At 41.1% G+C, this 23236-nt stretch carries 22 protein-coding genes; 17 read left to right on the forward strand and 5 right to left on the reverse strand.

The genetic code is table 11. The annotated features are described in order from the left end of the window. Positions 1-21: 21 nt before the first annotated feature. The gene (locus EFA47_RS20000; protein ID WP_164690066.1) at positions 22-177 is read right to left on the reverse strand and encodes a hypothetical protein; all 156 of its coding nucleotides are present in this window, start codon (positions 175-177) and stop codon (positions 22-24) included. Between the two features lie 306 nt (positions 178-483). On the opposite strand from EFA47_RS20000, the gene EFA47_RS18420 reads away from it, so the two are divergent. Genes EFA47_RS18420 through rsmI form a run of 4 tightly spaced genes read left to right on the forward strand, consistent with a single transcriptional unit; the run spans position 484 to position 3982 of the window. After that, on the forward strand, positions 484-1479 hold the full coding sequence (locus EFA47_RS18420; protein WP_122644650.1) for a DNA polymerase III subunit: 996 nt from the start codon (positions 484-486) through the stop codon (positions 1477-1479). A gap of 4 nt (positions 1480-1483) precedes the next feature. Beyond that, positions 1484-2389, forward strand: coding sequence for a PSP1 domain-containing protein (locus EFA47_RS18425; protein ID WP_122644651.1), 906 nt, complete (start codon positions 1484-1486; stop codon positions 2387-2389). After that, a complete protein-coding gene (locus tag EFA47_RS18430; RefSeq protein WP_122644652.1) occupies positions 2379-3095 on the forward strand; it encodes a tRNA1(Val) (adenine(37)-N6)-methyltransferase in 717 nt (238 codons plus the stop codon). Before EFA47_RS18425 ends, EFA47_RS18430 begins: the two co-directional genes overlap by 11 nt. A 44-nt stretch (positions 3096-3139) precedes the next feature. Next, positions 3140-3982 carry a 16S rRNA (cytidine(1402)-2'-O)-methyltransferase gene (rsmI, locus tag EFA47_RS18435; protein WP_122644653.1) on the forward strand — a complete coding sequence of 281 codons (843 nt, stop codon included), beginning with the start codon at positions 3140-3142 and terminating at the stop codon, positions 3980-3982. Between the two features lie 79 nt (positions 3983-4061). On the opposite strand, the gene EFA47_RS18440 is transcribed toward rsmI, so the two are convergent. Both EFA47_RS18440 and EFA47_RS18445 read right to left on the reverse strand, forming a co-directional pair. After that, positions 4062-4718: an ABC transporter ATP-binding protein gene (locus EFA47_RS18440; protein ID WP_122644654.1), complete on the reverse strand. Its 657-nt coding sequence runs from the start codon at positions 4716-4718 to the stop codon at positions 4062-4064. 109 nt (positions 4719-4827) lie between these two features. Then, complete coding sequence (locus EFA47_RS18445; protein WP_122644655.1) at positions 4828-5355, reverse strand: spore maturation protein; 528 nt, start codon at positions 5353-5355, stop codon at positions 4828-4830. A 179-nt stretch (positions 5356-5534) separates the two neighbouring features. Here EFA47_RS18445 and EFA47_RS18450 point away from each other — a divergent pair, with 179 nt between their 5' ends. Beyond that, complete coding sequence (locus EFA47_RS18450; protein ID WP_122644656.1) at positions 5535-7277, forward strand: DUF885 domain-containing protein; 1743 nt, start codon at positions 5535-5537, stop codon at positions 7275-7277. An 87-nt stretch (positions 7278-7364) separates the two neighbouring features. Continuing rightward, entirely contained in the window at positions 7365-7979 is a 615-nt protein-coding gene (locus tag EFA47_RS18455) for a nucleoside recognition protein (RefSeq protein ID WP_122644657.1), read from the forward strand. 7 nt (positions 7980-7986) lie between these two features. Here the strand turns inward: EFA47_RS18455 and EFA47_RS18460 are convergent, their stop codons facing one another. After that, positions 7987-8880 (reverse strand): LysR family transcriptional regulator, encoded by an 894-nt coding sequence (locus tag EFA47_RS18460; protein ID WP_122644658.1) that lies wholly within the window; start codon positions 8878-8880, stop codon positions 7987-7989. Positions 8881-9063: 183 nt separating this feature from the next. On the opposite strand from EFA47_RS18460, the gene speB reads away from it, so the two are divergent. The 5 genes from speB (at position 9064) to ilvC (ending at position 16859) form a co-directional block, all read left to right on the forward strand. Continuing rightward, a complete protein-coding gene (gene speB, locus EFA47_RS18465; RefSeq protein ID WP_122644659.1) occupies positions 9064-10017 on the forward strand; it encodes an agmatinase in 954 nt (317 codons plus the stop codon). 28 nt (positions 10018-10045) lie between these two features. After that, positions 10046-11506: a YjiH family protein gene (locus tag EFA47_RS18470; RefSeq protein WP_235853375.1), complete on the forward strand. Its 1461-nt coding sequence runs from the start codon at positions 10046-10048 to the stop codon at positions 11504-11506. Positions 11507-11598: 92 nt separating this feature from the next. Then, a complete protein-coding gene (locus tag EFA47_RS18475) occupies positions 11599-14355 on the forward strand; it encodes a cation-translocating P-type ATPase (RefSeq protein ID WP_122644660.1) in 2757 nt (918 codons plus the stop codon). A gap of 164 nt (positions 14356-14519) precedes the next feature. Next, complete coding sequence (locus EFA47_RS18480) at positions 14520-15245, forward strand: FadR/GntR family transcriptional regulator (protein WP_122644661.1); 726 nt, start codon at positions 14520-14522, stop codon at positions 15243-15245. A gap of 627 nt (positions 15246-15872) precedes the next feature. Then, a complete protein-coding gene (gene ilvC, locus EFA47_RS18485) occupies positions 15873-16859 on the forward strand; it encodes a ketol-acid reductoisomerase (RefSeq protein ID WP_122644662.1) in 987 nt (328 codons plus the stop codon). Between the two features lie 303 nt (positions 16860-17162). Here the strand turns inward: ilvC and EFA47_RS20005 are convergent, their stop codons facing one another. Further along, complete coding sequence (locus EFA47_RS20005) at positions 17163-17339, reverse strand: hypothetical protein (protein ID WP_164690067.1); 177 nt, start codon at positions 17337-17339, stop codon at positions 17163-17165. A 337-nt stretch (positions 17340-17676) separates the two neighbouring features. Between EFA47_RS20005 and EFA47_RS18490 the strand changes: the two genes are divergently transcribed. The 6 genes from EFA47_RS18490 to EFA47_RS18515 all read left to right on the forward strand — a co-directional run bounded on the left by EFA47_RS18490 (position 17677) and on the right by EFA47_RS18515 (position 23094). After that, entirely contained in the window at positions 17677-18354 is a 678-nt protein-coding gene (locus EFA47_RS18490) for a TIGR00266 family protein (protein ID WP_122644663.1), read from the forward strand. An 81-nt stretch (positions 18355-18435) separates the two neighbouring features. Then, on the forward strand, positions 18436-18990 hold the full coding sequence (yfcE, locus tag EFA47_RS18495) for a phosphodiesterase (protein ID WP_122644664.1): 555 nt from the start codon (positions 18436-18438) through the stop codon (positions 18988-18990). Then, the gene (locus EFA47_RS18500) at positions 18966-19940 is read left to right on the forward strand and encodes an NYN domain-containing protein (RefSeq protein WP_122644665.1); all 975 of its coding nucleotides are present in this window, start codon (positions 18966-18968) and stop codon (positions 19938-19940) included. Before yfcE ends, EFA47_RS18500 begins: the two co-directional genes overlap by 25 nt. 235 nt (positions 19941-20175) lie before the next feature. After that, entirely contained in the window at positions 20176-20646 is a 471-nt protein-coding gene (gene tnpA / locus EFA47_RS18505; RefSeq protein ID WP_122644666.1) for an IS200/IS605 family transposase, read from the forward strand. A 329-nt stretch (positions 20647-20975) separates the two neighbouring features. Next, positions 20976-21881: a quinolinate synthase NadA gene (gene nadA / locus EFA47_RS18510; RefSeq protein WP_122644667.1), complete on the forward strand. Its 906-nt coding sequence runs from the start codon at positions 20976-20978 to the stop codon at positions 21879-21881. Positions 21882-21900: 19 nt separating this feature from the next. Continuing rightward, complete coding sequence (locus EFA47_RS18515) at positions 21901-23094, forward strand: L-aspartate oxidase (RefSeq protein WP_122644668.1); 1194 nt, start codon at positions 21901-21903, stop codon at positions 23092-23094. Positions 23095-23236 lie beyond the last annotated feature (142 nt).

Consider the following 23236-nt stretch of genomic DNA (forward strand, 5'->3'; position numbering starts at 1 on the left):
GGAAAGGAAGGAGAGACAGGGTTACTCTGTCTCTCCTTCTGCCACTATATCCTCCAGGACATGGATCAGGTCGTGGATATTTCTGAGCTGAACATTTTTGTCCAGGATACAGTTTTTTAAATTAATTGGTAAAGACTCGAATTTGTCCTGTAATTCAGGAGCTACATAAGAAGCCATAAGATCACCTCGCTATAGCATGTCCATTGTGATAAAATATATACCCCAGCTTTTATAAAGTTAAGAGATATCTTTCACAGGGCCGGCAAATTTTCGAATATGAAAATAATAAAATAATTCCAGATGCTCCGGGCATTTTATTTTCTGAGATAGAGTAAAAAAGCCTGGAAAAACCAATATTTATAGGCTATATCTTCATGGAAAATTATGATATACTTAATGAATAGTTCACAACCTTGTAAGATACATGTAGTAAAATATAAACAGAAGTTTACAGGGAAGGGCAGAGAGGCAGCAGGTGATAGTATGAGCGGATTTAAAGATGTAGTTGGACATAATAACATTATTCAGTATATAGAGAATGCAGTAAAGATGGACAAAGTTTCCCATGCTTATATCTTAAATGGAGAAAAAGGTTCTGGTAAGAAACTTTTGGCCAATTTATTTGCCATGAGCCTGCAGTGCCAGGAAAGAGAAGATGACGGCGATGCCTGCGGCAAGTGCCAGTCCTGCAAGCAGGCGGTGAATAATAATCAGCCGGATATCATCAAGGTATCACATGAAAAACCAAATACAGTAAGTATAGACGATATACGGGAGCAGGTAAATAATGATATCGTTATAAAGCCATACAGCAGTAAGTATAAAATTTATATAATTGCAGATGCAGATATGATGACGGTACAGGCACAGAATGCCATACTAAAGACTATAGAGGAGCCGCCTAAATATGCCGTTATTCTGCTTTTGACAGAGAATGCTGAAACCTTGCTCCCTACGATCCGTTCCAGATGTGTCATGCTTAAGCTGCGTAATATTAAAGACCAGCTTGTGAAGAAATACTTAATGGAACAGATGCAGATACCTGATTATAAGGCTGATGTCTGCGTTGCATTTGCACAGGGAAACATGGGAAAGGCAATCATGCTTGCCACCTCAGAGAATTTTAATGAAATTAAAGAAGAAGCAGTCCATTTATTGAGGAATATTAATGAAATGGATGTCAGTGACTTGGCTGAGGCGGTAAAGAAATGCGTTTCTTATAAACTTGGGATTAATGATTACTTGGATATTATGGCTATCTGGTATAGGGATGTACTTATTTACAAAGCTACGAAGAATGTAGACAGGGTTGTCTTTTCAGATCAGCTCAAATATATTAAGGAGCGTGCAAGTAAAAGCTCATACGAAGGTATTGAGATTATTTTGGATGCTCTTGAAAAAGTAAAATCCAGACTGAAGGCAAATGTTAATTTTGATTTAGCCATGGAACTGTTGTTGTTGACAATAAAGGAGAATTAATAGAATGATAAAGGTAATAGGAGTAAGATTCCGCACAGCAGGAAAGATTTATTTCTTTGCTCCTGGGAAGTTTAATATTACAAAAGGGGAGCATGTGATTGTAGAAACTGCACGGGGGATTGAGTTTGGCCGCGTGGTCAGCGGGCCGAAAGAAGTAAAGGATGAAGAAGTGGTACAACCCCTTAAATCTGTTATACGGATTGCTACGGATCAGGATCACCAGACAGAGGAGAAGAACAGGGAGAAGGAAAAGGAAGCATTTAAAATATGCTTAGAGAAAATACGTAAGCATGGCCTGGAGATGAAGCTGATCGATGCAGAGTATACTTTTGATAATAACAAGGTACTTTTCTATTTTACAGCAGATGGGCGGATTGATTTCAGAGAGTTGGTAAAAGACCTGGCTTCTGTTTTCCGTACCAGGATTGAACTAAGGCAGATTGGGGTGAGGGATGAGACTAAGATCAGAGGCGGAATAGGCATATGTGGAAGGCCTCTCTGCTGCAGCACGTATCTGTCTGAGTTTGCCGCAGTGTCCATTAAAATGGCTAAAGAACAGAATCTATCCCTGAATCCAACAAAGATATCAGGAGTTTGCGGAAGGCTTATGTGCTGTCTGACAAATGAAGAAGAAACATATGAGGAACTGAACAGCCAGCTGCCGTCTGTAGGGGATACAGTCACTACCTCAGAAGGTTTGACGGGAAATGTCCACTCATTGAGTGTTTTGAGGAAATTGGTAAAAGTTGTTGTAACTCTTGAAAATGATGAGAAAGAAATCAGAGAGTATAGGGCGGAGGAACTGAAATTCCGGCCCAGACGGAAAAAGGCCAGAGTCTCAAAGGAAGAAATGCGTAACCTGGCAGAGCTTGAAAAGTCGGAAGGAGCCTCGAAACTGGATGATAACTAATTTAAAACAGGGAGAACGGCTGGATGATTTACAGTTGAATGGTCTTGAAATTATCCAAGATCCAGCACGATTTTGTTTTGGAGTGGATGCTGTACTTCTTTCTGATTTTACAAGGATTAAAAAGGGAGAAACTGTGCTGGATATGGGTACAGGGACAGGGATTCTTCCGATTCTTTTGTCAGCAAAAAGCCAGGGAGGACATTTTACTGGACTGGAGATACAAGAAGAAAGTGCAGACATGGCAAGAAGAAGTGTGCGGCATAATGGCCTGCAGCAAAAGATAGAGATAATCACTGGAGATATCAAGAAGGCGGCGGAGATATTTAAGCTGGCCTTTTTTGACGTAATTGTGACAAATCCACCCTATATGCTTGATAATCATGGCCTGCAGAATGAGCAAGATGCAAAAAGTATTGCCAGGCATGAAATTCTATGCAGCCTGGATGACATACTCAGAGAAAGCGGAAAATTACTTCAGGAGAGTAAGGGAAGATTTTACATGATACACAAACCCTTTAGAATTGCAGAAATACTGATAAAGATGAATACCTATAAAATTGAGCCAAAACGGATCCAATTTATTCATCCATATATCGATAAAGAACCCACCATGGTTATGATAGAAGGGATAAAGGGCGGAAAATCACGGGTGAAAGTTGAGCCGCCAGTGATTATGTACGAAAGGTACAGGTCTGAAGTAAATTAGGGACGTAGCCTTTTTAAAAAAGATTACGTCCTAAAGGAGGTTTTATGTCAGGAACATTATACCTGTGTGCAACACCTATAGGAAATCTTGAGGACATGACTTTCCGGGCAGTAAGGATTCTGAGGGAAGTTGACTTAATTGCTGCGGAGGATACCAGGAATAGTATAAAATTATTGAATCATTTTGATATTCAGACACCCATGACGAGTTATCATGAGCATAATAAGTTTACTAAAGGAAAAAAGCTTATTCAAGATTTATTGGAGGGCCAGGATGTTGCTTTAATTACAGATGCGGGTACACCTGGAATATCGGATCCCGGAGAAGAACTGGTAAAAATGTGTTATGAAGAGCATATTCCTGTAACTTCACTGCCAGGGGCTGCTGCATGCATCACGGCTCTTACTATATCTGGGTTACCCACAAGACGTTTTGCATTTGAGGCATTTCTGCCGGCGGATAAAAAAGAAAGAGAACTCATTTTAGAAGAAATGAAAAATGAATTTCGTACAATTGTTTTATATGAGGCTCCACATAGACTGGTTAAAACACTAAAGCTCCTGTTAGAACATCTGGGGGATAGAAAGATCTCGGTATGCCGTGAGCTCACAAAGCGTCATGAAACAATATTTTCTAGTACCTTAGAGAATGCAATTACTTATTATGAGAACAATGTGCCAAAGGGAGAATGTGTTCTTGTAATTGACGGCCGCAGCAGACAGGAGGCAGTACGCGAAGAAAAAGAGAAATGGGAAGAGATGTCTGTTGAAGAACATATGGACTACTATATTTCGACTGGTATAGGAAAAAAAGATGCAATGAGAAGAGTTGCCAAAGACAGAGGAGTACAAAAGAGAGAAATTTATAATTATCTTGTAAAAAGATAGGTACAGGTCTGTTTACATTCTGGTACAGGTTAAAAATCAATTTAGGACGTAACCCTTTTACAAAAGGTTACGTCCTAAATCAAGGTCTAATCTCCGTAATTTCCCCATCTTTCATGAATACGACTTTAGTTCCAACTGTTATTGCTTCATCGTAATTATTAGTCACGTAAAGTATGGTAATCCCCATTTCACGGTTAATTTTTTTTATATCTGCAATCATTTCTTTTCGCCGAAGTTCATTTTGCCTGGCAAAATCTTCATCTACAAGCAAGACTTTTGGATGGCATACAACAGCTCGTCCAAGTGCGACCCTCTGCCTGTCTGTCTCGGAAATGGAACGGATTTTTTTATCAATCACTTTTGAAATACCAAAAAAATCTGCTGCAGCTTTGACCCGTGTATCAATGACGCCCCGGGGGAGGTTGCGCAGCCTTAACCCTAATGCCATATTGTCATAGACATTAAAATGTGTGTATAATACATAATTCGGGAAAGCCATTGCCAGGCTCCTGTCTCTGGGGAGAATATCGTTAAGGAGATCATTTCCCAGATAAATCTCGCCAGAGGTAATATCTTCCAGTCCCCCAATCATTCTAAGAATCGTAGATTTCCCGCAGCCGCTTGGGCCATGAAAGGCAACGAACTCTCCGTCGTCGATATGAAGTGAGAAATCTTTGACAGATACAAAACCGTTGGGATATATTTTATTTAAATTTTTAAACGTTATGCTTGCCATAGAAACACCTCCGTTGTTTTCTTCTTATAATTTTAGCACATCCCTTATGGCAAAACAATCTTTATAGTACATCTTTAATGCTTTACAGGAGTAAAATCAGGACGAGATATTACAACATCATATTTGCCAATATTACACTGGCCACAAGTCCGGCGAAGGTCGCCAGGAGTGCCCCAGTGAGGGTATATCTTGTATTTTTTATTTTAGCAGTCATAAAATAAACACTCATGGTATAGAATATTGTTTCAGTACAAGCCATGGAGATAGAAGATATTAGGCCGAGCCTGGAATCGGTACCGTACTCCTTAAAAATGTCCAGAAGCAGACCTGTTGCAGCTGAGGAGGAGAACATTTTTACAATGGTAAGAGGTACAAGTTCACCAGGAAAGCCTATGTAAGCAGTGAAATGCCCTATGAGGGTTGAGAGGAATTCTAGAAATCCAGATGCACGTAACACCCCCACGGCAACCATCAGTCCAATTAAGGTGGGCATGAGTTTAATTACAGTAAGGAATCCGCTTTTTGCCCCCTTGATAAAATTGTCATATACATTGGTATTTTTTAAAACTCCATAAGAAACGATCGCAAGAATAATAAAAGGGATAATAAAATCCGAGATATATAGAAAAAACTGCATGGAACCTCCTGGAACGGATTGGATAAATATTTCCAAAGACGTACTCATCAGAACATAGTTATTTTATTTATATGCCTATTTATACAGAGGCATGAATTTAAGATAAAGTAAATCCTGGCATTGGGCATATCGGCTATCCTATGTTCATAAGATAATACAAAGATTCCAGGGGAGTTCTTATGTCATTTCTTATTCCCGGCAGTATAAAAAAGCGGCTTCTTGCCGTAGTTCTCACAATCAGTATTGGCTGTACCTTCGTCTTTACCGGATGCAGTACAGACAAGAGTCAGAATAAAGCATTCCGTTCATTTACAAATGAAATATTTTGCCAGGAGGTTGCATCAAATACAGTCAGCCTTCATTATTCATTAAAGGAGCCTGAAAAGTATGGAATTAAGAATGCTCCGGTTTTATTTGGCAGTTTTACCACAGATCCCGAAGAGGCTGCAGCTGCCTCAGAGAATCTGCGGGCTGCATTAAATAAGTTCTCTTATGATTTATTATCTACAGAAAATCAGCTTACATACGATATTTTGGATTATTACCTGGAGATGTCTGAAAAAGGCGCAAAATATTTATTATATGATGAGCCGCTCGGCCTTGTAAGTGGAATCCAGACGCAGTTACCGGTTCTTTTGTCCGAGTACCAGTTTTATTCTGTGGAGGATGTAGATACATACTTGCAGTTAATGGAGACAACGCCAGAGTATTTTAATGCTTTAATAGAATTTGAAAAGGCGAAAGCAGATGCCGGACTGTTTATGTCTGATGAGGCGGCAGATACGGTCATCAGCCAGTGTACGGCTTTTATGGAAATGGGAGAAAGTAATTATTTGATTTCTACATTCGTGGAACGCATTGGCCAGCTTGGGTTATCTGCAGGAGAACAGAGCAGTTATATTAAAAAAAATGCGTATATGCTGCAAAGTTATATTTTACCTGCTTATAGCAAACTAGTTTCAGAAATACAGAAGTTAAAAGGAAGTGGCACAAATAATGAGGGGTTGTGTTATCTTCCAGAAGGGAAAGCTTACTATGAGCAGGTAGTTGCAGAGGCGACTGGATCAGACCGGAGCATAGAGGAACTTGAGGATTTGACAAGGCGCCAGATAGTATCTGACTTGGAAGCTATGGAAGAAGCTCTCAGTATTGGAGGAAATGAGGCCAAAGAAACGGCAGCAATGGAAAGTTCCAACCCCGTCAGTATACTGAATGAGCTTGAGGAAAAGATTCAAGCATCTTTCCCGGAACCGCCTGATACAGCAACCCAGGTAAAATATGTCCCTGAAGCCATGGAGGAACATTTAAGTCCGGCATTTTATATGATTCCGGCAATTGATAATATATCGGAAAATGTGATCTATGTAAATAAGGCTCATATGAATAATAACCTGACACTTTATACAACACTTGCGCATGAAGGGTATCCAGGACATCTGTACCAGACTATCTATTATGCGGCCACTGACCCTGACCCTCTTAGAAGTATTTTTAACTTCGGGGGATATGTGGAGGGGTGGGCCACCTATGCGGAGATGTGCAGCTATTACCTGACCCCGATGAGCAAAGAGCAGGCCACATTTCTCCAGAAAAACAGCTCTATTATACTGGGGTTATATGCGTTGGCAGATATGGGAGTACATTATGAAGGCTGGAGCAGGCTTGATATGGTTGCATTTTTTAAAAATTATGGGATAACAGACGCCAAGGCTTTAGAGAGGATGTACCAACTAATTATAGGCTCTCCAGGAAATTATTTGAAATATTATATAGGGTATGTAGAGTTTTTGGAATTAAAAAAAGACTGGGTTAAGAAAAAGGGAGAGGATTATTCTCAGAAAGAGTTTCATGAAGCTGTATTGTCAGTAGGCCCCGCACCTTTTGGCCTTGTGGAAGAGTATATGTGGAAAATAGGCGAATAGGGATATATGTATTCATTTGTATAGATTATTTAGGCGCCTGTTTGGTGAAATAGAAAGACTGCAGTATAGGAACAAGGAGGAAAAAAATTGCTGAATTATTTATGGGCAGGGATGATTATTGTGGGCGTTATCTTTGGTGCTTTTAATGGAAAGATGCCGGATATTACAAATGCAGCCTTAGATTCTTCGAGAGAGGCAGTCACCTTGTGTATTACAATGATGGGCGTTATGTCATTCTGGGTGGGTATTATGGAAATCGCCACCCGTGCGGGGATTATTGAAATGGCTTCTAAAAAAATGAGTCCTCTTATTCATTTCTTGTTTCCGAATATCCCCCGGGGACATAAGGCAAATGAATATATAAGTACTAATTTTATTGCAAATTTTCTGGGACTTGGGTGGGCGGCAACGCCTGCCGGACTGCAGGGCATGAGCGCACTTGCAGATTTAGAAAAGGAGAGAAGGGAAGGAAGAGCGCCGGGTATTGCGCAGAAACCGGGGGTAGCCTCTGATGAGATGTGTACATTTCTTATTATGAATATCTCCTCACTACAATTAATTCCCGTAAATGTAATTGCCTACAGGAGCCAGTACGGGAGTGTGAACCCATCGGCAATTGTCGGGGCGGGGATTGTTGCCACGGCAGTAAGTACAGTGGTGGCAATTGTATATTGTAAGATGAAGAGCAAGACTAGTAAATAATATCCTGCTATTTTGCAAACAGTTCTTTTAGCTGCCGGATGAACAGCCTTTCCCGTGTATTTACAGTATAGGTGGAGTGATACATAAGATAGGCATTCATCTGGCTGGGGGCATTGACGACTGGAATTTCCACACAATCTTCGCTGTAAGTATCTGTAAAACGTTTCATCATAACAGTGACGTACATACTCTGACGGATTGCGTCAATTAGGCCTCCGCGGTCAAAAACATACAAAATACGGTTATCATTTTGGAATCCCAGTATTTTAAGCCATTCTTCAAATTTAAAGTTTTCATACATGATAAATTTATAATTCTTGATTTCTTCAAACAATATTTCTTTTTTTTGTGACAGGGGATGGCGTTTGGACGCAAGAAGTATCAGGGGCCTGTCTTTTGCTATGGGTATTAACTTTAGATTATGCTTTTTTGCAATCTGGGTGTATGTGTCACTGACAGAATCGAAACAATAAAATAAAGACATTCTGTACCGCTGTTCGATGACATCCCGGATTGTCTGAATCAAACCGGTTTCTTTGAAAGAATCCTCGTACATTTTGGGAGGGTTCTTTTTTTTAAATTTGATGAAATGGTTCATAAAATCAAAGGAATATGTACAGGAAATAGATATATTTTCCTTATTTGTAAAAAGCAAAGGTATATTGGAAATGGCTTCCATTTCAAGTACGATTTTTTGGGCGGATTTTAGAAATAGTTTACCTTCTGGCGTGAGGTAGATTCCGCTGCTGTTTCTCCTGAAAACAGGAAAACCAAGCTCTGATTCCATATTCTTAATGCACACACTCAAATTTGGCTGAGAAAGCTGAAGATTCTGGGCAGCTTTGTTGATCGAGCCACATTCTGAAATTTCCAACACGTACTTAAAATATTTAATATCCATCAGTCGTTACCTGCCAAATATATTGTCTAGATTAATTATATGATTTTCCATATAACTTATCAAGTATTAGTATAACACAGGCGCCTTATAAAGTGATAGTATTTTATCAACGAAAAAGGTTTATTTGTCGACAATAACCAAATCAAAATTAAAAAATAAGAATTATATTTTGGAGGTATTATTATGTCAGAAATTAAGCAGCCTGCTAGTGCGTTATCATCACCAAGATTTTGTAATATGGGAACATTTATGAGAATGGAAAAAATTACTTCTGCAGATGGCCTGGATTTTGCGATTGCAGGGGCGCCATTTGACACAGCGAGCTCTTTTAGGTCAGGTTCCCGGTTTGGCCCAAATGCAATCAGAAATATTTCTGCAATGATGAAACCTAACAACGTAATTATGCAGGTTAATATCATGGAAAATTTAAAGGGTGGGGATATTGGAGATTTTAATGTAACACCAGGGTATATCCATCCTACATATGAAGCTATTGAGAAAGGCGTTGCAAATATCCTGAAAGATAATGCCTGCCCAATTGTTTTAGGTGGGGATCACTCTATCACACTGGCTGAATTAAGGGCAGTTGCAAAGAAATATGGCCCTGTGGCCCTTGTACACTTTGACTCACATTCTGATTTATGTGATGAGGTATTTGGCCAGAAATATAATCATGGCACACCATTTAGAAGGGCCCTGGAGGAAAACCTCATTGATGCAGGACATTCTATCCAGATTGGCATGCGTGGTTCCCTGTATGACCCAAATGAGCATAAAATGGCTGCAGAACTGGGAATGAAGCTGATCCCGGCACATAAAGTCAGGGAGATGGGATTTGATGCGTTAATCCAGGCTGTTCTGGAGAGAGTCGGAGACAAACCTTGTTTCCTGACATTTGATATTGACTTTGTAGACCCGGCTTATGCCCCGGGAACAGGCACGCCGGAAGTTGGAGGCTTTACATCTTTAGAGGCCCTTGAGCTTGTAAGAAAGATTAAAGACTTGAATTTTATAGGCTTTGATATTGTAGAGGTACTGCCTGCGTATGACCACGGTGAGATTACGGCGTACCTGGCAGCAAATATTGTATTTGAATATCTCTCCATCCTGGCGCTGAAGAAAAAAGAAAATCAGTAATATGATTTTACTTTAAGGAGGAGACAGTGTGGGAAAAGAGAGTAAAAATCAAGAGAATATTACAGTAAACCCTGAGGAGAACTTGAATGACAATGCAGTACTGGATGCCCTGACATTAACCAAAGGACAGTGGCAGCAGGGTACAGTAAAAGCAGTTTTCTTCACACTAATTGCAGTATTTATATTTTTTGTGCCGATTACATTCCGGGGGAGTACGGACGTAACGTTTGGAATTATTTACAAAAATATTAAAGAAATTTTAGGACTTGCAGGACTCTGGCTGGGAGGGTTAATCATTATAGGAAACGGCCTTCTGAGTGTGTATGGAAAATTTATCTGTAAAGATAAAGGCTCTGTTATCTATAAATATTATGAAGAGGATTCTAAGATACACCCGCTTTTGTATATGTTTGGCGCGGTATGTTCAGCTATTCTGCTATTACATTATACAATTCCCGGATTCGGAGGTCCGGAGTTTATTATTAGTCCTGATATTGGGGAGACTGTGTACTCTATCGCAATGGATGTGGCATGGATTATTCCTGTCAGTGCAGTCTTTATGCCTTTCCTCTTGAATTATGGGATTGTGGATTTTATAGGGAGTCTGATGGAGCCTTTGATGAGGCCAGTATTTAAAATTCCAGGGAGAAGCGCGGTAAATGCGATTGCCTCTTTTGTCAGTTCAGCATCTGTAGGTGTCCTGATTACCAGTAAACTATATCAGAGAGGAATTTATACAAAGAAAGAGGCTGTTTTGATAGCAACAGGTTTCAGTGCAGTAAGCGTTGGATTTGCCTATAAGGTAATAGAAACAGCCGATCTGTCAGATTATTTTCTGCCCATTTATTTTATAGCACTGTTGGTTACCCTATTTGTAAGCTTTTTCATGGCAAGAATACCGCCTTTGTCCAAAAAGGAATCTGTTTTTCTTGATGGCAGAGTACAGACAAAAGAAGATATTGAGGCTGAAAAGGTTCCCGCAAGTAAAATTCTGAAGACTGGGAGCAGCAGGGCGATTAAAAAGGCTGCCACAGCGCCAAGCCTGGTTAAGGAGATTACCTCAAGTTTGAAGGATAGTTGTTTTGTACTTCCAAAGGTAATTTCACTGTTGACGGCAGCAGGGATCATCGCCATGGTAATTGCTACATATACGCCTGTCTTTAACTGGATTGGCAAGTTGTTTGAACCTCTTCTGTCTATTCTGGCAGTTCCAAATGCAGCAGAGATTGCACCGTCGCTGCCAGTTGGCATAGCAGAAATGTTTCTTCCGGTGCTGCTGATTTCAGATAAAGTGGCAATGCTGGCGGAAGGTGCAAGGTATATGGTAGTCACTGTCTCCATGGTTCAGATTATCTTTTTCTCTGAGACTATTGTAGTTATGATGTCTACTAAAATACCGGTATCTCTAAAAGAACTTATCATTTGTTTCTTTGAGAGGACAATTATTGCTATACCTATCAGTGCAGTCTTTATGCACTTACTATTTTAAGTATAATAATATTTAAAAAGCTGGACTAAACCCCTTCCTTTGCGCATACGATACAGTAGTCAGTATGGTACAAGCGTGAAAGGAGGGGTTTTTTGTTTGAAGAGAAATCTTTGCGGGAGATTTTAGATTTACTGCATACAGACAGGGAGGAGGGCCTTACGGAGGCCGAGGCGGCGCAAAGGCTCAGTGTGGACGGGCCTAATATTTTAGAGGAGGGTAAGAAAAAGACGGCCGCTGAGGCATTTTTAGAGCAGTTAAATGACCCCCTGATATGCGTGCTGCTTGTTGCAGCCCTAGTCTCATTCCTGTTAAGGGAGGTCAGCGATGCTATTATCATTTGCGTCGTTATTATAGTCAATGCCACTGTGGGGGTGATTCAGGAGGGGAAAGCTCAAAAGGCCCTGGAGTCGCTTAAAAAGCTGACAAGTCCACACGCGGTTGTGAGAAGAGGGGGGAGGGTTAGAGAAATACCGGCATCTGAGCTGGTAAAGGGCGATCTGGTTCTTCTGGAGGCCGGTGCACAGGTGGCAGCAGATTTGCGTTTGATTAAGACTTGGAATTTAAAGGTAGAGGAATCTGCCCTCACAGGGGAATCTCTTCCTGTGAGTAAGGATGCAGCCTTCCAGGCTGCAAAACCTCTGCCGGCGGGGGATAGGAAAAACGAAGCATTTATGTCTACTTTAGTGACAGGCGGGAGAGGCGAAGGGATTGTCATCGGTGCAGGGATGGGAACCGAGATAGGTAAAATAGCATCAATTATCAGTGATGCACCTAAAGAATTCACGCCTCTTCAAAAAAAATTAGCAGGGTTGGGGAAAATGCTGAGCATCGTATCTGTGCTGCTCTGTGCTGCTCTTTTTGCCATTGCAGTGTTTCAGAAGAGGAACATACTCGAAATGTTGATTACTGCCATCTCTTTGGCAGTGGCGGCCGTCCCTGAGGGACTCCCGGCGATTGTCACAATTGTGTTGGCTCTAAGTGTATCAAGAATGGTGAAAGTCAATACCATTGTCAGAAAGCTCCCGTCTGTAGAGACATTAGGTGCTGTAAATGTTGTATGCTCTGACAAAACAGGTACCCTGACACAAAATAAAATGACAGTTACGCGGTACTATGTAAATCAAAATGTTTATAAAAGCAGCGATGTATTATCTGACATACCAGATGAGTTTCTGGAAGGAATGGCCCTGTGCAATGATGCAGTTATTTCAGGGGAGGAAGAGCTTGGAGACCCTACGGAGCTGGCCCTGCTTAGATTTGTACAAGGGTTCCGGCTGAAGGGGGAGACGCCCTTGGCAGGGCGGACAAAGAGGGAGGTGTTAGAGGCAAGGCTGCCGCGTATTGGAGAGTTGGCGTTTGACTCCAAGCGTAAAATGATGACCACAGTACACAGAGGAAAAGAGGGGTTTGTGGCATATACAAAAGGGGCGCCGGAAGTGGTTCTGGCAAGGTGCAGTAAAATATTGATAAATGGCAGGATACATGCAATGACAGATCAGTACAAAAGACAGGTCAGGCAGGCAGTGGATGATTTCTCCGCCCAGGCACTGAGGGTATTGGCTGTAGCTGTAAAGCGGGGGGAGAAGGAGGCTAGGGAACAGGATCTGGTATTTGTAGGACTGGCAGGGATGATAGACCCTGTGAGGCCGGAGGCAAAGGAGGCGGTTGAGCAGTTCAGGAGAGCATCTGTGCGGACAGTCATGATAACGGGAGACCATGTGGATACGGCATTTGCGATTGCAGGGGAACTGGGGATTGCAAAAAAGCTGGAAGAATGTATGACGGGGGAGGAGCTGGAAAAGCTTTCAGACACACAGTTGAAACAAAGACTTGGTACGACCCATGTATTTGCCAGGGTTTCCCCAGAGCATAAAGTAAGGATTGTGAAGGCTATGAAGGATACCGGAAATATAGCTGCCATGACAGGGGATGGTGTAAATGACGCCCCATCCCTGAAAATGGCTGATATTGGTATTGCAATGGGGGTTACGGGGACAGATGTGGCAAAGAATGCGGCAGATATGATTTTAACAGATGATAATTTTGCAACAATTGAGAAGGCAATCGAAGAAGGGCGCAGCATTTATGAAAATATTAAAAAAACAGTACTGTTTCTGCTGTCATCAAATTTTGGTGAAATTATTACTATGTTTGCAGCAGTATTAATGGGTATTGCTTCCCCTCTGAAAGCCAGCCACATATTATGGATAAACTTGATTACAGATTCCCTTCCGGCTTTGGCTTTAGGGGTAGATAAGAATGATAAAGAAGCGTTGATGAAACGTCCTCCGAGAAAGGCGAAGGAAGGTTTGTTTTCAAATGGAGGCACAGCTTGTACAGTTTTTTATGGATGCCTTATTGCAGCCATTAGCCTGACAGCCTTTTTGAAGCTGCCATGGGAAATGCTGGCAGAACAGCAGAAAGCATTTACATTGGCAAATATTACGGCAGTATTACAGTCCCCGGATGTATTGGCCAGAGCACAGACCTATGCATTTACTGTGCTTGGAATATCCCAGCTTTTCCACGCTTGGGGGATGAAAGATGTACATACTTCTGTATTTTCCAGAAAGAGAGAATTTAATCCAGTGATGGCCGCCGCATTTGCCGCTGGGTTAGCTTTGCAGGCGGCGGTGACGGAAGTGCCCTATCTGACAAGAATGTTTGGCACAGCATCACTTTCCCTACAGGAATGGGGAGTCTTATTGATCCTGGCGGCATTCCCAGTACTTGCCCATGAGATATTTGTACTTCTTGGCATGTTAACGGAAGATACAGAAAAGAGTGGAATAATAAAGGGGAGAGGAGGCAATACAAAGAAAGTAATGATTGGAGGCGCGGCGAAGTAAAAAAATTGGCAAGGGGCAGTACGGGTAAACTCAAATCAGATTTACAGTAGATGGAGGGTATGTTAGAATAAAAAAGTAAAATATTCTGACAATGGAGAGCAAAAGGGACAGTCCCCTTTGCAAAGGGGACTGTCCCTTTTGTAACCATCTCATGGAGGAGCATCATGGAAAGTAAAAAAGATAATTGGATGACCCCGCTGCCTAAGCAGTCCCTGTCTAAAATGGTGGTTGAGAAAATTAAAGAAGGACTAATAAGCGGAGAACTGCGGCCAGGGGATTTTCTTCCGTCGGAGACGGAGTTGTCAGAGCGTTTCGGCGTGGGAAAATCTAGTGTACGCGAAGCAATAAAAATGTTGGAGGCTTTGGGAGTCGTAGAGATATGTAAGGGAAACGGCAGCCGTATTCGGACTGCTGTAGATACCACTGTGATTAATCCGCTGATTTTTCAGTTGATCTTGCAGAGTGGGGAGGAGAGCAGGGAAAAACTGGCAGAATTTAGAAAAATGATAGAGATTTCCGTTAGCCTTATGGCTGTTGACAACGCTGCTGCGGATGATATTAGAAAATTGAGGTCAATTCATGAGAGGACAAAATATGATTTAAGTAAAGGGATAACGACTGTTGACCATGACCTGGAATTTCATATTGCAATTTATGAAAGCACACATAATCCTTTTATTTTGAGTATAGGGCGCTGTATCATGGAGTTATTTCAGCCGTCACTGGTGATTTCAAACAGGGATTATTCAAAGGTTGTGGTAGAAAATCACAGTAAGATTTTAGAAGCATTAGAGTTAAGAGATAAGAGAGCCATGGAGGAGGCGGTACAGACATCCCTGGAGAGTTGGAAGGATCTAGTGTTAGACGAGGCTCCCTGTGTACAGGGATGATATATTGTAAATAGGGTGTCAGGAGGGCAGCAGCCTTCTGACACCTTAATATATTAAAAGATAAATGAAAGGTTTAGTCCGCTAAGAAAATATAGGTGATTTTTTCAGAACTCATATTCTAAAGATCGCCCCTTAATATTTACCCTTGTTAAGAGCAGGCAGACACTAAAGTATTTAACAGGGCATACTTTTGAGTGGTATCCCCTTAAATATATCTTATTGAACATTAGTAGTTCAATAAGTGTACCTTGTTGGACGAAGACCACCCGTCCGAAGGACATGTGTTAAGGGGTGCCCTGTGGGTATACCTTGCTGGACGAAGACCACCCGTCCGAAGGACATGTGCTAAGGGGTGCCCTGTGGGTATACCTTGCTGGACGAAGTCCACCCGCCCCTTTAAGGGCCTGCATTAGGGGATACCCTTTGGGTATGACATTGAGGACAGACAGATATTTGGTAAGAGACATTCTCAGATATACAATTTATACATAAAACAGAGCTGTACTTTGTCAATATAGTAGAAAAATAAAATTAATGTTGACTCTATAGTTTAGCAGTGCTATGTTTAAGACAGACATAAGACACCAGATGTCTGCTGATTAAACAAAAAATAGGAGGAGTGGAAGTATGGCTAATATTTATTATGATGAAGATGCAGATTTAGGATTGATCATTGACAAGACGGTGGCAATAATCGGGTATGGAAATCAGGGCAGGAGCCAGGCATTGAACATGCGGGATTCAGGTATTAAGAATGTAATTGTAGGCAGCAGGCATGACGAGTCATTTGATCAGGCAAACGAAGACGGGTTTATGGTTTATTCTATAGAGGAAGCAGCGAAAAAGGCAGAAATTTTATTTTTATTGCTTCCAGATGAAGTGGCCCCAGAAATATATGAAAAGCAGATTGCCCCCAACCTGGCTCCAGGCAATATTTTGAATTTTGCGTCGGGATACAATATAACTTTCAAGAAAATCACGCCTGCCCCAGAGTTGGATGTTGTTATGGCGGCGCCCCGTATGATAGGGAAAGGCGTCCGGGAGTTATTTGAAAAAGGGGAAGGCTCGCCTGCATTCGTAGCTGTGCATCAGGATGCATCAGGAAAAGCGCTGGAATACGGAAAGGCTTTGTGCAAGGCAATTGGTGCAACCAGGAAAGGCGCGATAGAAGTGACTTTTGATGATGAGACTTGTCTGGATCTGATGGCAGAACAGGGAACCTGGCCTATTATTTATAACGTATTTGTGGAAGCATTTAAACTCCAAGTGGAAATGGGGCATCCCGAGGAGGCTGTATTAATGGAGATGTACCTTTCAAAGGAGCCAGCTGTTATGATGGAGAAAGCGGCAGAGGTTGGTTTCTTCCGCCAGCTGCCATTCCATTCCCACACTAGCCAGTATGGCCAGCTAATAGGTTTTCATGATGTTGATACGTCAGAAATCCGTAAATTCCTAAAAAATAGGTATGACAGGATAAAAGGTGGAAAATTTGCGGAAGAATGGACAAAGGAACAGCAGGAAAATCATTTGGAGTCATTAAATAGATTAGAGGATGAGGCGTTAAACTGCGAATTTACTAAGGCTGAGGATAGATTAAAGGAAAGATTAAAGTAGTATCGTGTATTGAGAGTCGTTTGCCGTACATTCAAAGGTTTTCGCATTTGTCCTTATTCTGTTCCCACGACTTTTTCCAAAGAGAACAGGCCCTGAAGGACGGGCCAGAAATCGAGGTGTGACAGTAACGACAAGTTAAAATAACAGGCATATCAGGCTCACCCCATGACTGAATGTTTTCAGCCGTGGGGTGATTTTTTGTTTTATAGGAAATTCCGATTTTTATAAATCTGAAAAAAACAGGAGTCTATCTAACGTTCGTTAAATAAACTCTTGTGTGAGAATGACGTTAAGACGGTACGGTTAGAAGAGATAAAAACTTTCCACACCAGCCTCATCAGCAAATAAATCATTTTCGTTTAGGAAATAGTCCATATCCCAAAATTCATCCTTGTTTATATGGCGAATATCCTTGGATGTTATTCCTTCTGGTGGATTATTGATATATTTTTGGCTTAATTCCTCGGTGTTAGGTTTCATGGTGCTCCTCCTTCTTTAAGAGGATTATATCAAATAAAATATTACATTTGGAAAACTCATGCGAATTATTAAGGCTGTTTAGCTGTGAATGAGTCTATAACCTGCTGCAACCCAGCAGAGATATAGGCTCATTTTGTTATTAGAAATTAAATAGCAGGAATGAAGATACGTATGTAACGCTAGGATGCGATATATGAGTAATGTATTTAGGGGAAATCCGGGAATTAGTTTTAAGGCAGTAACTTTGCTTGACAGCAATGCGCCTAGTACAGTAGGATAAAAAGAGAACTTATACACTATATTAGAGGCGGCAATAAGCGGCAGAATGGAGAGTTTTATGAAATATGAGATCAAGGGAGGGGTATTCCCTGTTGTGGAGTGTCAGCTTGCGGACAGGGAACAGATGATTACAGAAAAAGGGTCAATGGTCTGGATGAGTCCCAATATGCAGATGGAGACATCAGGAGGCGGCATAGGAAAGATGTTTTCTAAAGCCTTTTCAGGTGAAAGTATGTTTCAGAATATTTATACAGCAAATGGAAATGGACTTATTGCATTTGGATCTAGTTTCCCAGGGAAGATCATGCCTGTCCAGATTGGGCCTGGAAATGAAATGATCGTACAAAAGAGCGCATTTCTTGCTTCAGAAGGGAGTGTCCAGCTGTCTATCCATTTTAACAAGAAGCTTGGAGCTGGGTTTTTCGGAGGGGAAGGTTTTATTATGCAGCGCCTGTCAGGTTCAGGGATGGCATTTGTAGAAATAGATGGAGAATTAGTAGAGTACCAGCTGCAGCCGGGACAGCAGATTATTGTCGATACAGGGAATGTGGCAGGGTTTGAACCCAGTGTCCAGATGAATATCCAGCAGGTGCCCGGACTGAAAAATAAATTGCTGGGTGGTGAAGGTTTGTTTAACACAGTCCTGACTGGGCCAGGTAGAGTATGGCTCCAGACAATGCCAATTTCCAGTGTGGCCGAATCTATCCGTCCATTTTTCCCCACAGGAAATGCCTGAAAATTCTGAAAATGAAGAGCAAAGGGGACAGTCCCTTTTGCAAAAGGGACAGACCCCTTTGAACAGAGAGGAGACTATTATATGAAACTGATGATAGCATCAGATATCCATGGTTCTGCTTTTTACTGCCAGCAGATGTTGGAGGCGTATAAAAAGGAAAATGCGGAGAGACTGTTAATACTTGGAGATATTCTGTATCATGGGCCGAGGAATGATCTGCCTAGGGAATATAACCCCAAAAAGGTGATAGAGATGCTCAATTCCATGAAGGAACAACTATTATGTGTACGCGGGAACTGTGACACTGAGGTCGATCAGATGGTTCTGGACTTTCCAATAATGGCAGAGTACTGTCTGTTGAATTTAGATGGACAGACAATCTTTGCTACTCATGGACATATATTTAATCCTGAGAATCCACCGATGATCAGGCAGGGGGATATATTGCTGAATGGACATACACATATTCCCGCATGTGATAAAATGGAAGGATATATTTATATGAATCCTGGTTCTGTTTCTATTCCAAAAGAAAATTCTGAGCATAGTTATATGGTTTATTATAATCAAGTATTTGAATGGAAAGTTATGAATGGAGAGGTGTACCAGACATGGAAGACAAGTATGCACTTTTAATAGATGCAGACAATGTTTCTGCAAAGTATATAAAACCAATATTGGATGAATTGTCAAAATATGGGAATGTAACTTACAAGAGAATTTACGGAGACTGGACCAGTACTTATAATTCTAGCTGGAAAGAAGTGCTTTTGCAGAATTCAATTACTCCTATACAGCAGTTCAGTTATACACATGGTAAGAACGCTACTGATTCTGCTATGATAATTGATGCAATGGATATGCTTTATACAAGTGACCTGGAGGGGTTCTGCCTGGTATCCAGTGACAGTGATTTTACAAAATTAGCCAGCAGACTTAGGGAAAGTGGCAAAACAGTGATAGGTATGGGGGAAGATAAAACTCCGGTTCCGTTTCGTAAGGCGTGCGATATTTTCACAGTGCTTGAGCTGCTGTTGGAAGATAACACTATAGATAAGGAAGAGAAAGTAACAGTACATGCCACTGGAAGGGACAGCAAGAAAAGTAATACAGATGTAGCTTCCAAAAATCAGATCGAGGAAGCTGTTGTCAAGATTATTACAGAAAATCAGAATAATGATAAAGAAACAGGACTTGGCGAGGTGGGGAGCCGTCTGGTTAAGCTGTATCCAGATTTCGATGTTCGCCGTTACGGCTATAGCCTACTATCAAAGTTCTTAGAAGAGTTTCCAAAACTGAAATTAAAACAGGATGGGACTCAGGTGACAGTGACAGTTTATGAAGACAAAAGTAAAAAAGAAATGCTGGAGGAGTATATTATTCAGTTAGTTGAAAATGCTGACAGCCAAGGAGTGTCACTGGGAACTTTAGGAAATAAAATACGAAATCGGTTTGGCGATTTTAAAGTCAGAGATTATGGGTATTCCCAGTTTAAACAATATATTGAAAGTTTTGATGACATACAGATAAGGGATGACGGGGAACAAAATTGGGCAGTATACTGTAAAAATGATAAAGGGGTCTGACCCTTTTGCAAAGGGGACTGTCCCTTTTGCTTTCCATTGTCAGAATATTTCGAAAGATACCGAAGGCAGCTGTATTGCTGCATTGAGGTATCTTTTATTTGGATACAAATCCAAATAAACCACTTGCTATGCAAGTGGACCCCCATCCGGCTTCAAGCCCTAGATAAAGAAACCTCCTTTGTTATAATGAGTGTGGGTCCTAAACCGCACTAAAATAACAAAGGAGGTGTCCAACATGGACAAAAATACTTTATCACATACAACTTGGGAATGTAAATATCATATTGTATTTGCACCTAAATATAGGAGACAGATTATATATGGAAACATCAAAGCGGATGTAGCGAACATTTTAAGTACCTTATGCAAACGAAGAGGAGTGGAAATAATAGAAGCAGAATGCTGCAGAGACCATATTCATATGCTGGTGAGAATCCCACCAAACCAAAGTGTGTCATCCTTTATGGGATTCTTAAAGGGAAAAAGTTCGCTCATGATATTCGATAGGCACGCAAATTTGAAATATAAGTATGGGAATAGAAAATTTTGGTGTCGTGGATATTATGTGGATACAGCCGGAAAAAATGCAAAGAAAATAGAAGAGCATATAAAAAACCAATTACAAGACGACATAGCCTATGATCAATTAAGTTTAAAAGAATTTATAGACCCGTTTACGGGTGAGCCAGTAACAAAAGGCAAATAAACAAATCCCTTGTAAGGGATAGCCGGGAATAAGGTGCGGTTGGGGCCTTTATTTTCGTAGGGCCTTTGAGGCCCAAGCCGGCAATCGTCCCTTATAGGGATAGAGCAAACCACCAGTTTTCACTGGTGGTTATGATTTTGGTTTATTTTATACAATAGATTATAATTAGAGCGTTTTTCTCTTGATAATAGGGGATATCCTATGGTTAATTTTATTGCTTTTAAAAAGCAGAAAGATCTTTGGGACTGCTACACAACTGTCTTGTCATATGTAAAGTTATATGCTATAATGATGTGAATTTGCTGAACAGGCAGGGAGAGGTGTGAAAAATGACGATAGTTGATAGAATTAATGCTCTCAAAAAAGAAAAGAATGCGGTAATCCTGGCCCACTATTACGTGAATCCAGAGATTCAGGAAATCGCTGATTACATAGGGGATTCTTTTTATCTGAGTAAAATTGCAGTTGGCCTTAAGGAACAAGTAATTGTTTTTTGCGGCGTATCCTTTATGGGGGAGAGCGCTAAGGTGCTGAATCCAGGTAAGACTGTTTTGATGCCGGATGCGTCTGCAGACTGCGCGATGGCCCATATGGCGGATAAATGTACAATAAAGAAAATACGCGGCCAGTATAAGGATTTGGCAGTAGTCTGTTACATAAACTCAACAGCGGAGCTGAAGGAATTATCAGATGTTTGCGTAACTTCGGCGAATGCAGTTAAAATTGTAAAGGCGCTGCCCAATAAGAATATATTTTTTATTCCGGATAGGAACCTAGGGCATTTTGTGGCTTCCCAAATACCGGATAAAAATTTTATTTATAATGACGGCTATTGCCCCGTACATCAGAATATGCAGACAGATGAGATTAAATATGTACGCGGCCTGCACCCGGATGCTTTAGTATTGGCCCATCCCGAATGCCCGGAAGAGATTCTTGATATTTCAGATTATATAGGGAGCACATCTGGTATCATTGAGTATGCCAAGCGCAGTGGCAATCAAGAGTTTATTATTTGTACTGAAAGCGGAGTGCGCCATAATTTGGAGAAGGAGTGTCCAGATAAAAAATTTTATTTTACAGAGACAGAGCCAGTCTGCCAGGATATGAAACTGATAACATTAGAAAAGATTCTGTATGTGTTGGAAACAGGAGAAAATGAGGTTATCGTTTCAGATAAGTTAAGAGAAAACTCCAGGAAGCCACTGGAAAGGATGCTTGCATTGGCTAAGTAGGAGTGTTGGGAGACAGATAATGGAAATAAAAACAGATATTGTAATTGTCGGCACAGGTGTGGCAGGATTATTTAGTGCTTTAAAACTGCCGGCTAGTAAAAAAATATTAATGATTACTAAGTCTGATACCAGAAGCAGCGATTCTTTTTTGGCTCAGGGAGGTATCTGTGTCCTCAGGGATGAGGATGATTATGAAAGTTATTTTGAAGATACAATGAAGGCCGGACATTATGAAAACAGGCAGGAATCGGTACATATTATGATACAAAGCTCCCGGCAGATTATTGAAGATTTGGTTGCGTGCGGCGTTGCATTTAAGAAAAATGGTGAGGATTTTGCATACACGAGAGAAGGGGCACACTCAAGGCCACGTATTTTATACCACGAAGACATCACTGGAAAGGAAATAACAGGCCGGCTTTTAGAAAAGGCTGCAGGCTTAAAAAATGTAAGAATCCTTGAGCACACGACTATGACAGATATTATTGAGCGTAATAAAAATTGTAATGGAGTTGTAGCAAGAACAGAAGATGGAGGCACATTGGAAATATATGCAGACTATACGATTTTGGCCAGTGGCGGGATAGGGGGAAACTATAAACATTCTACAAATTATCCGCACCTGACTGGAGACGCCCTTAGAATAGCACAAAAGCACGGGATAAAAACGGAGAATCTGAATTATGTGCAGATTCACCCAACTACCCTTTATTCTAAAAAACCCGGCAGAAGATTTCTTATTTCTGAGTCTGTACGTGGGGAGGGGGCAATCTTATATAATAAAAATGGAGAAAGGTTTGTAAATGAACTGCTCCCGCGGGATGTGGTTACAAAAGCCATCCAAAATCAGATGGAAAGGGATGGCACGGATTATGTATGGCTGTCCATGGAACATATTAGCAAGGAAATTATATTCAATCATTTTCCTAATATTTACAGACATTGTTTGGAGGAAGGGTATGATGTGACCAAGGAATCCATACCCGTAGTTCCAGCGCAGCACTATTTCATGGGTGGTATTTGGGTAGATTCCTACAGCAGGACATCTATGCCCGGCTTGTTTGCAGCAGGTGAGACAAGCTGCAATGGCGTGCACGGGGCAAACCGCCTTGCAAGTAACTCACTCCTTGAAAGCCTTGTATTTGCCAAGCGGGCGGCTTTGAAAATAGGAGAGTTGTACCAGGCCCGGGGAGATGAGCAGGAGACAGCATAGAGATTTATTTTTAGTTTATTGCCCTTTAGCAAACCCTGATAGCCTTAGACGGCCTGTCCTAAAGTTCAAAGTAACGCGGATTAAGGGAAACTCTTGGGTATAGAAAATGGCAGATTGATTTATTGAGAAAAGGAGAACCAAA

This window comes from Luxibacter massiliensis, assembly GCF_900604355.1.
Lineage (GTDB): Bacteria > Bacillota > Clostridia > Lachnospirales > Lachnospiraceae > Luxibacter > Luxibacter massiliensis.

Coding starts and splice junctions, on each gene's coding strand:
- EFA47_RS20000 (WP_164690066.1), bottom strand. CDS start 177: ATGGCTTCTTATGTAGCTCCTGAATTACAGGACAAATTCGAGTCTTTA.
- EFA47_RS18420 (WP_122644650.1), top strand. CDS start 484: ATGAGCGGATTTAAAGATGTAGTTGGACATAATAACATTATTCAGTAT.
- EFA47_RS18425 (WP_122644651.1), top strand. CDS start 1,484: ATGATAAAGGTAATAGGAGTAAGATTCCGCACAGCAGGAAAGATTTAT.
- EFA47_RS18430 (WP_122644652.1), top strand. CDS start 2,379: ATGATAACTAATTTAAAACAGGGAGAACGGCTGGATGATTTACAGTTG.
- rsmI (WP_122644653.1), top strand. CDS start 3,140: ATGTCAGGAACATTATACCTGTGTGCAACACCTATAGGAAATCTTGAG.
- EFA47_RS18440 (WP_122644654.1), bottom strand. CDS start 4,718: ATGGCAAGCATAACGTTTAAAAATTTAAATAAAATATATCCCAACGGT.
- EFA47_RS18445 (WP_122644655.1), bottom strand. CDS start 5,355: ATGCAGTTTTTTCTATATATCTCGGATTTTATTATCCCTTTTATTATT.
- EFA47_RS18450 (WP_122644656.1), top strand. CDS start 5,535: ATGTCATTTCTTATTCCCGGCAGTATAAAAAAGCGGCTTCTTGCCGTA.
- EFA47_RS18460 (WP_122644658.1), bottom strand. CDS start 8,880: ATGGATATTAAATATTTTAAGTACGTGTTGGAAATTTCAGAATGTGGC.
- speB (WP_122644659.1), top strand. CDS start 9,064: ATGTCAGAAATTAAGCAGCCTGCTAGTGCGTTATCATCACCAAGATTT.
- EFA47_RS18480 (WP_122644661.1), top strand. CDS start 14,520: ATGGAAAGTAAAAAAGATAATTGGATGACCCCGCTGCCTAAGCAGTCC.
- ilvC (WP_122644662.1), top strand. CDS start 15,873: ATGGCTAATATTTATTATGATGAAGATGCAGATTTAGGATTGATCATT.
- EFA47_RS20005 (WP_164690067.1), bottom strand. CDS start 17,339: ATGAAACCTAACACCGAGGAATTAAGCCAAAAATATATCAATAATCCA.
- EFA47_RS18490 (WP_122644663.1), top strand. CDS start 17,677: ATGAAATATGAGATCAAGGGAGGGGTATTCCCTGTTGTGGAGTGTCAG.
- yfcE (WP_122644664.1), top strand. CDS start 18,436: ATGAAACTGATGATAGCATCAGATATCCATGGTTCTGCTTTTTACTGC.
- EFA47_RS18500 (WP_122644665.1), top strand. CDS start 18,966: ATGGAAGACAAGTATGCACTTTTAATAGATGCAGACAATGTTTCTGCA.
- tnpA (WP_122644666.1), top strand. CDS start 20,176: ATGGACAAAAATACTTTATCACATACAACTTGGGAATGTAAATATCAT.
- nadA (WP_122644667.1), top strand. CDS start 20,976: ATGACGATAGTTGATAGAATTAATGCTCTCAAAAAAGAAAAGAATGCG.
- EFA47_RS18515 (WP_122644668.1), top strand. CDS start 21,901: ATGGAAATAAAAACAGATATTGTAATTGTCGGCACAGGTGTGGCAGGA.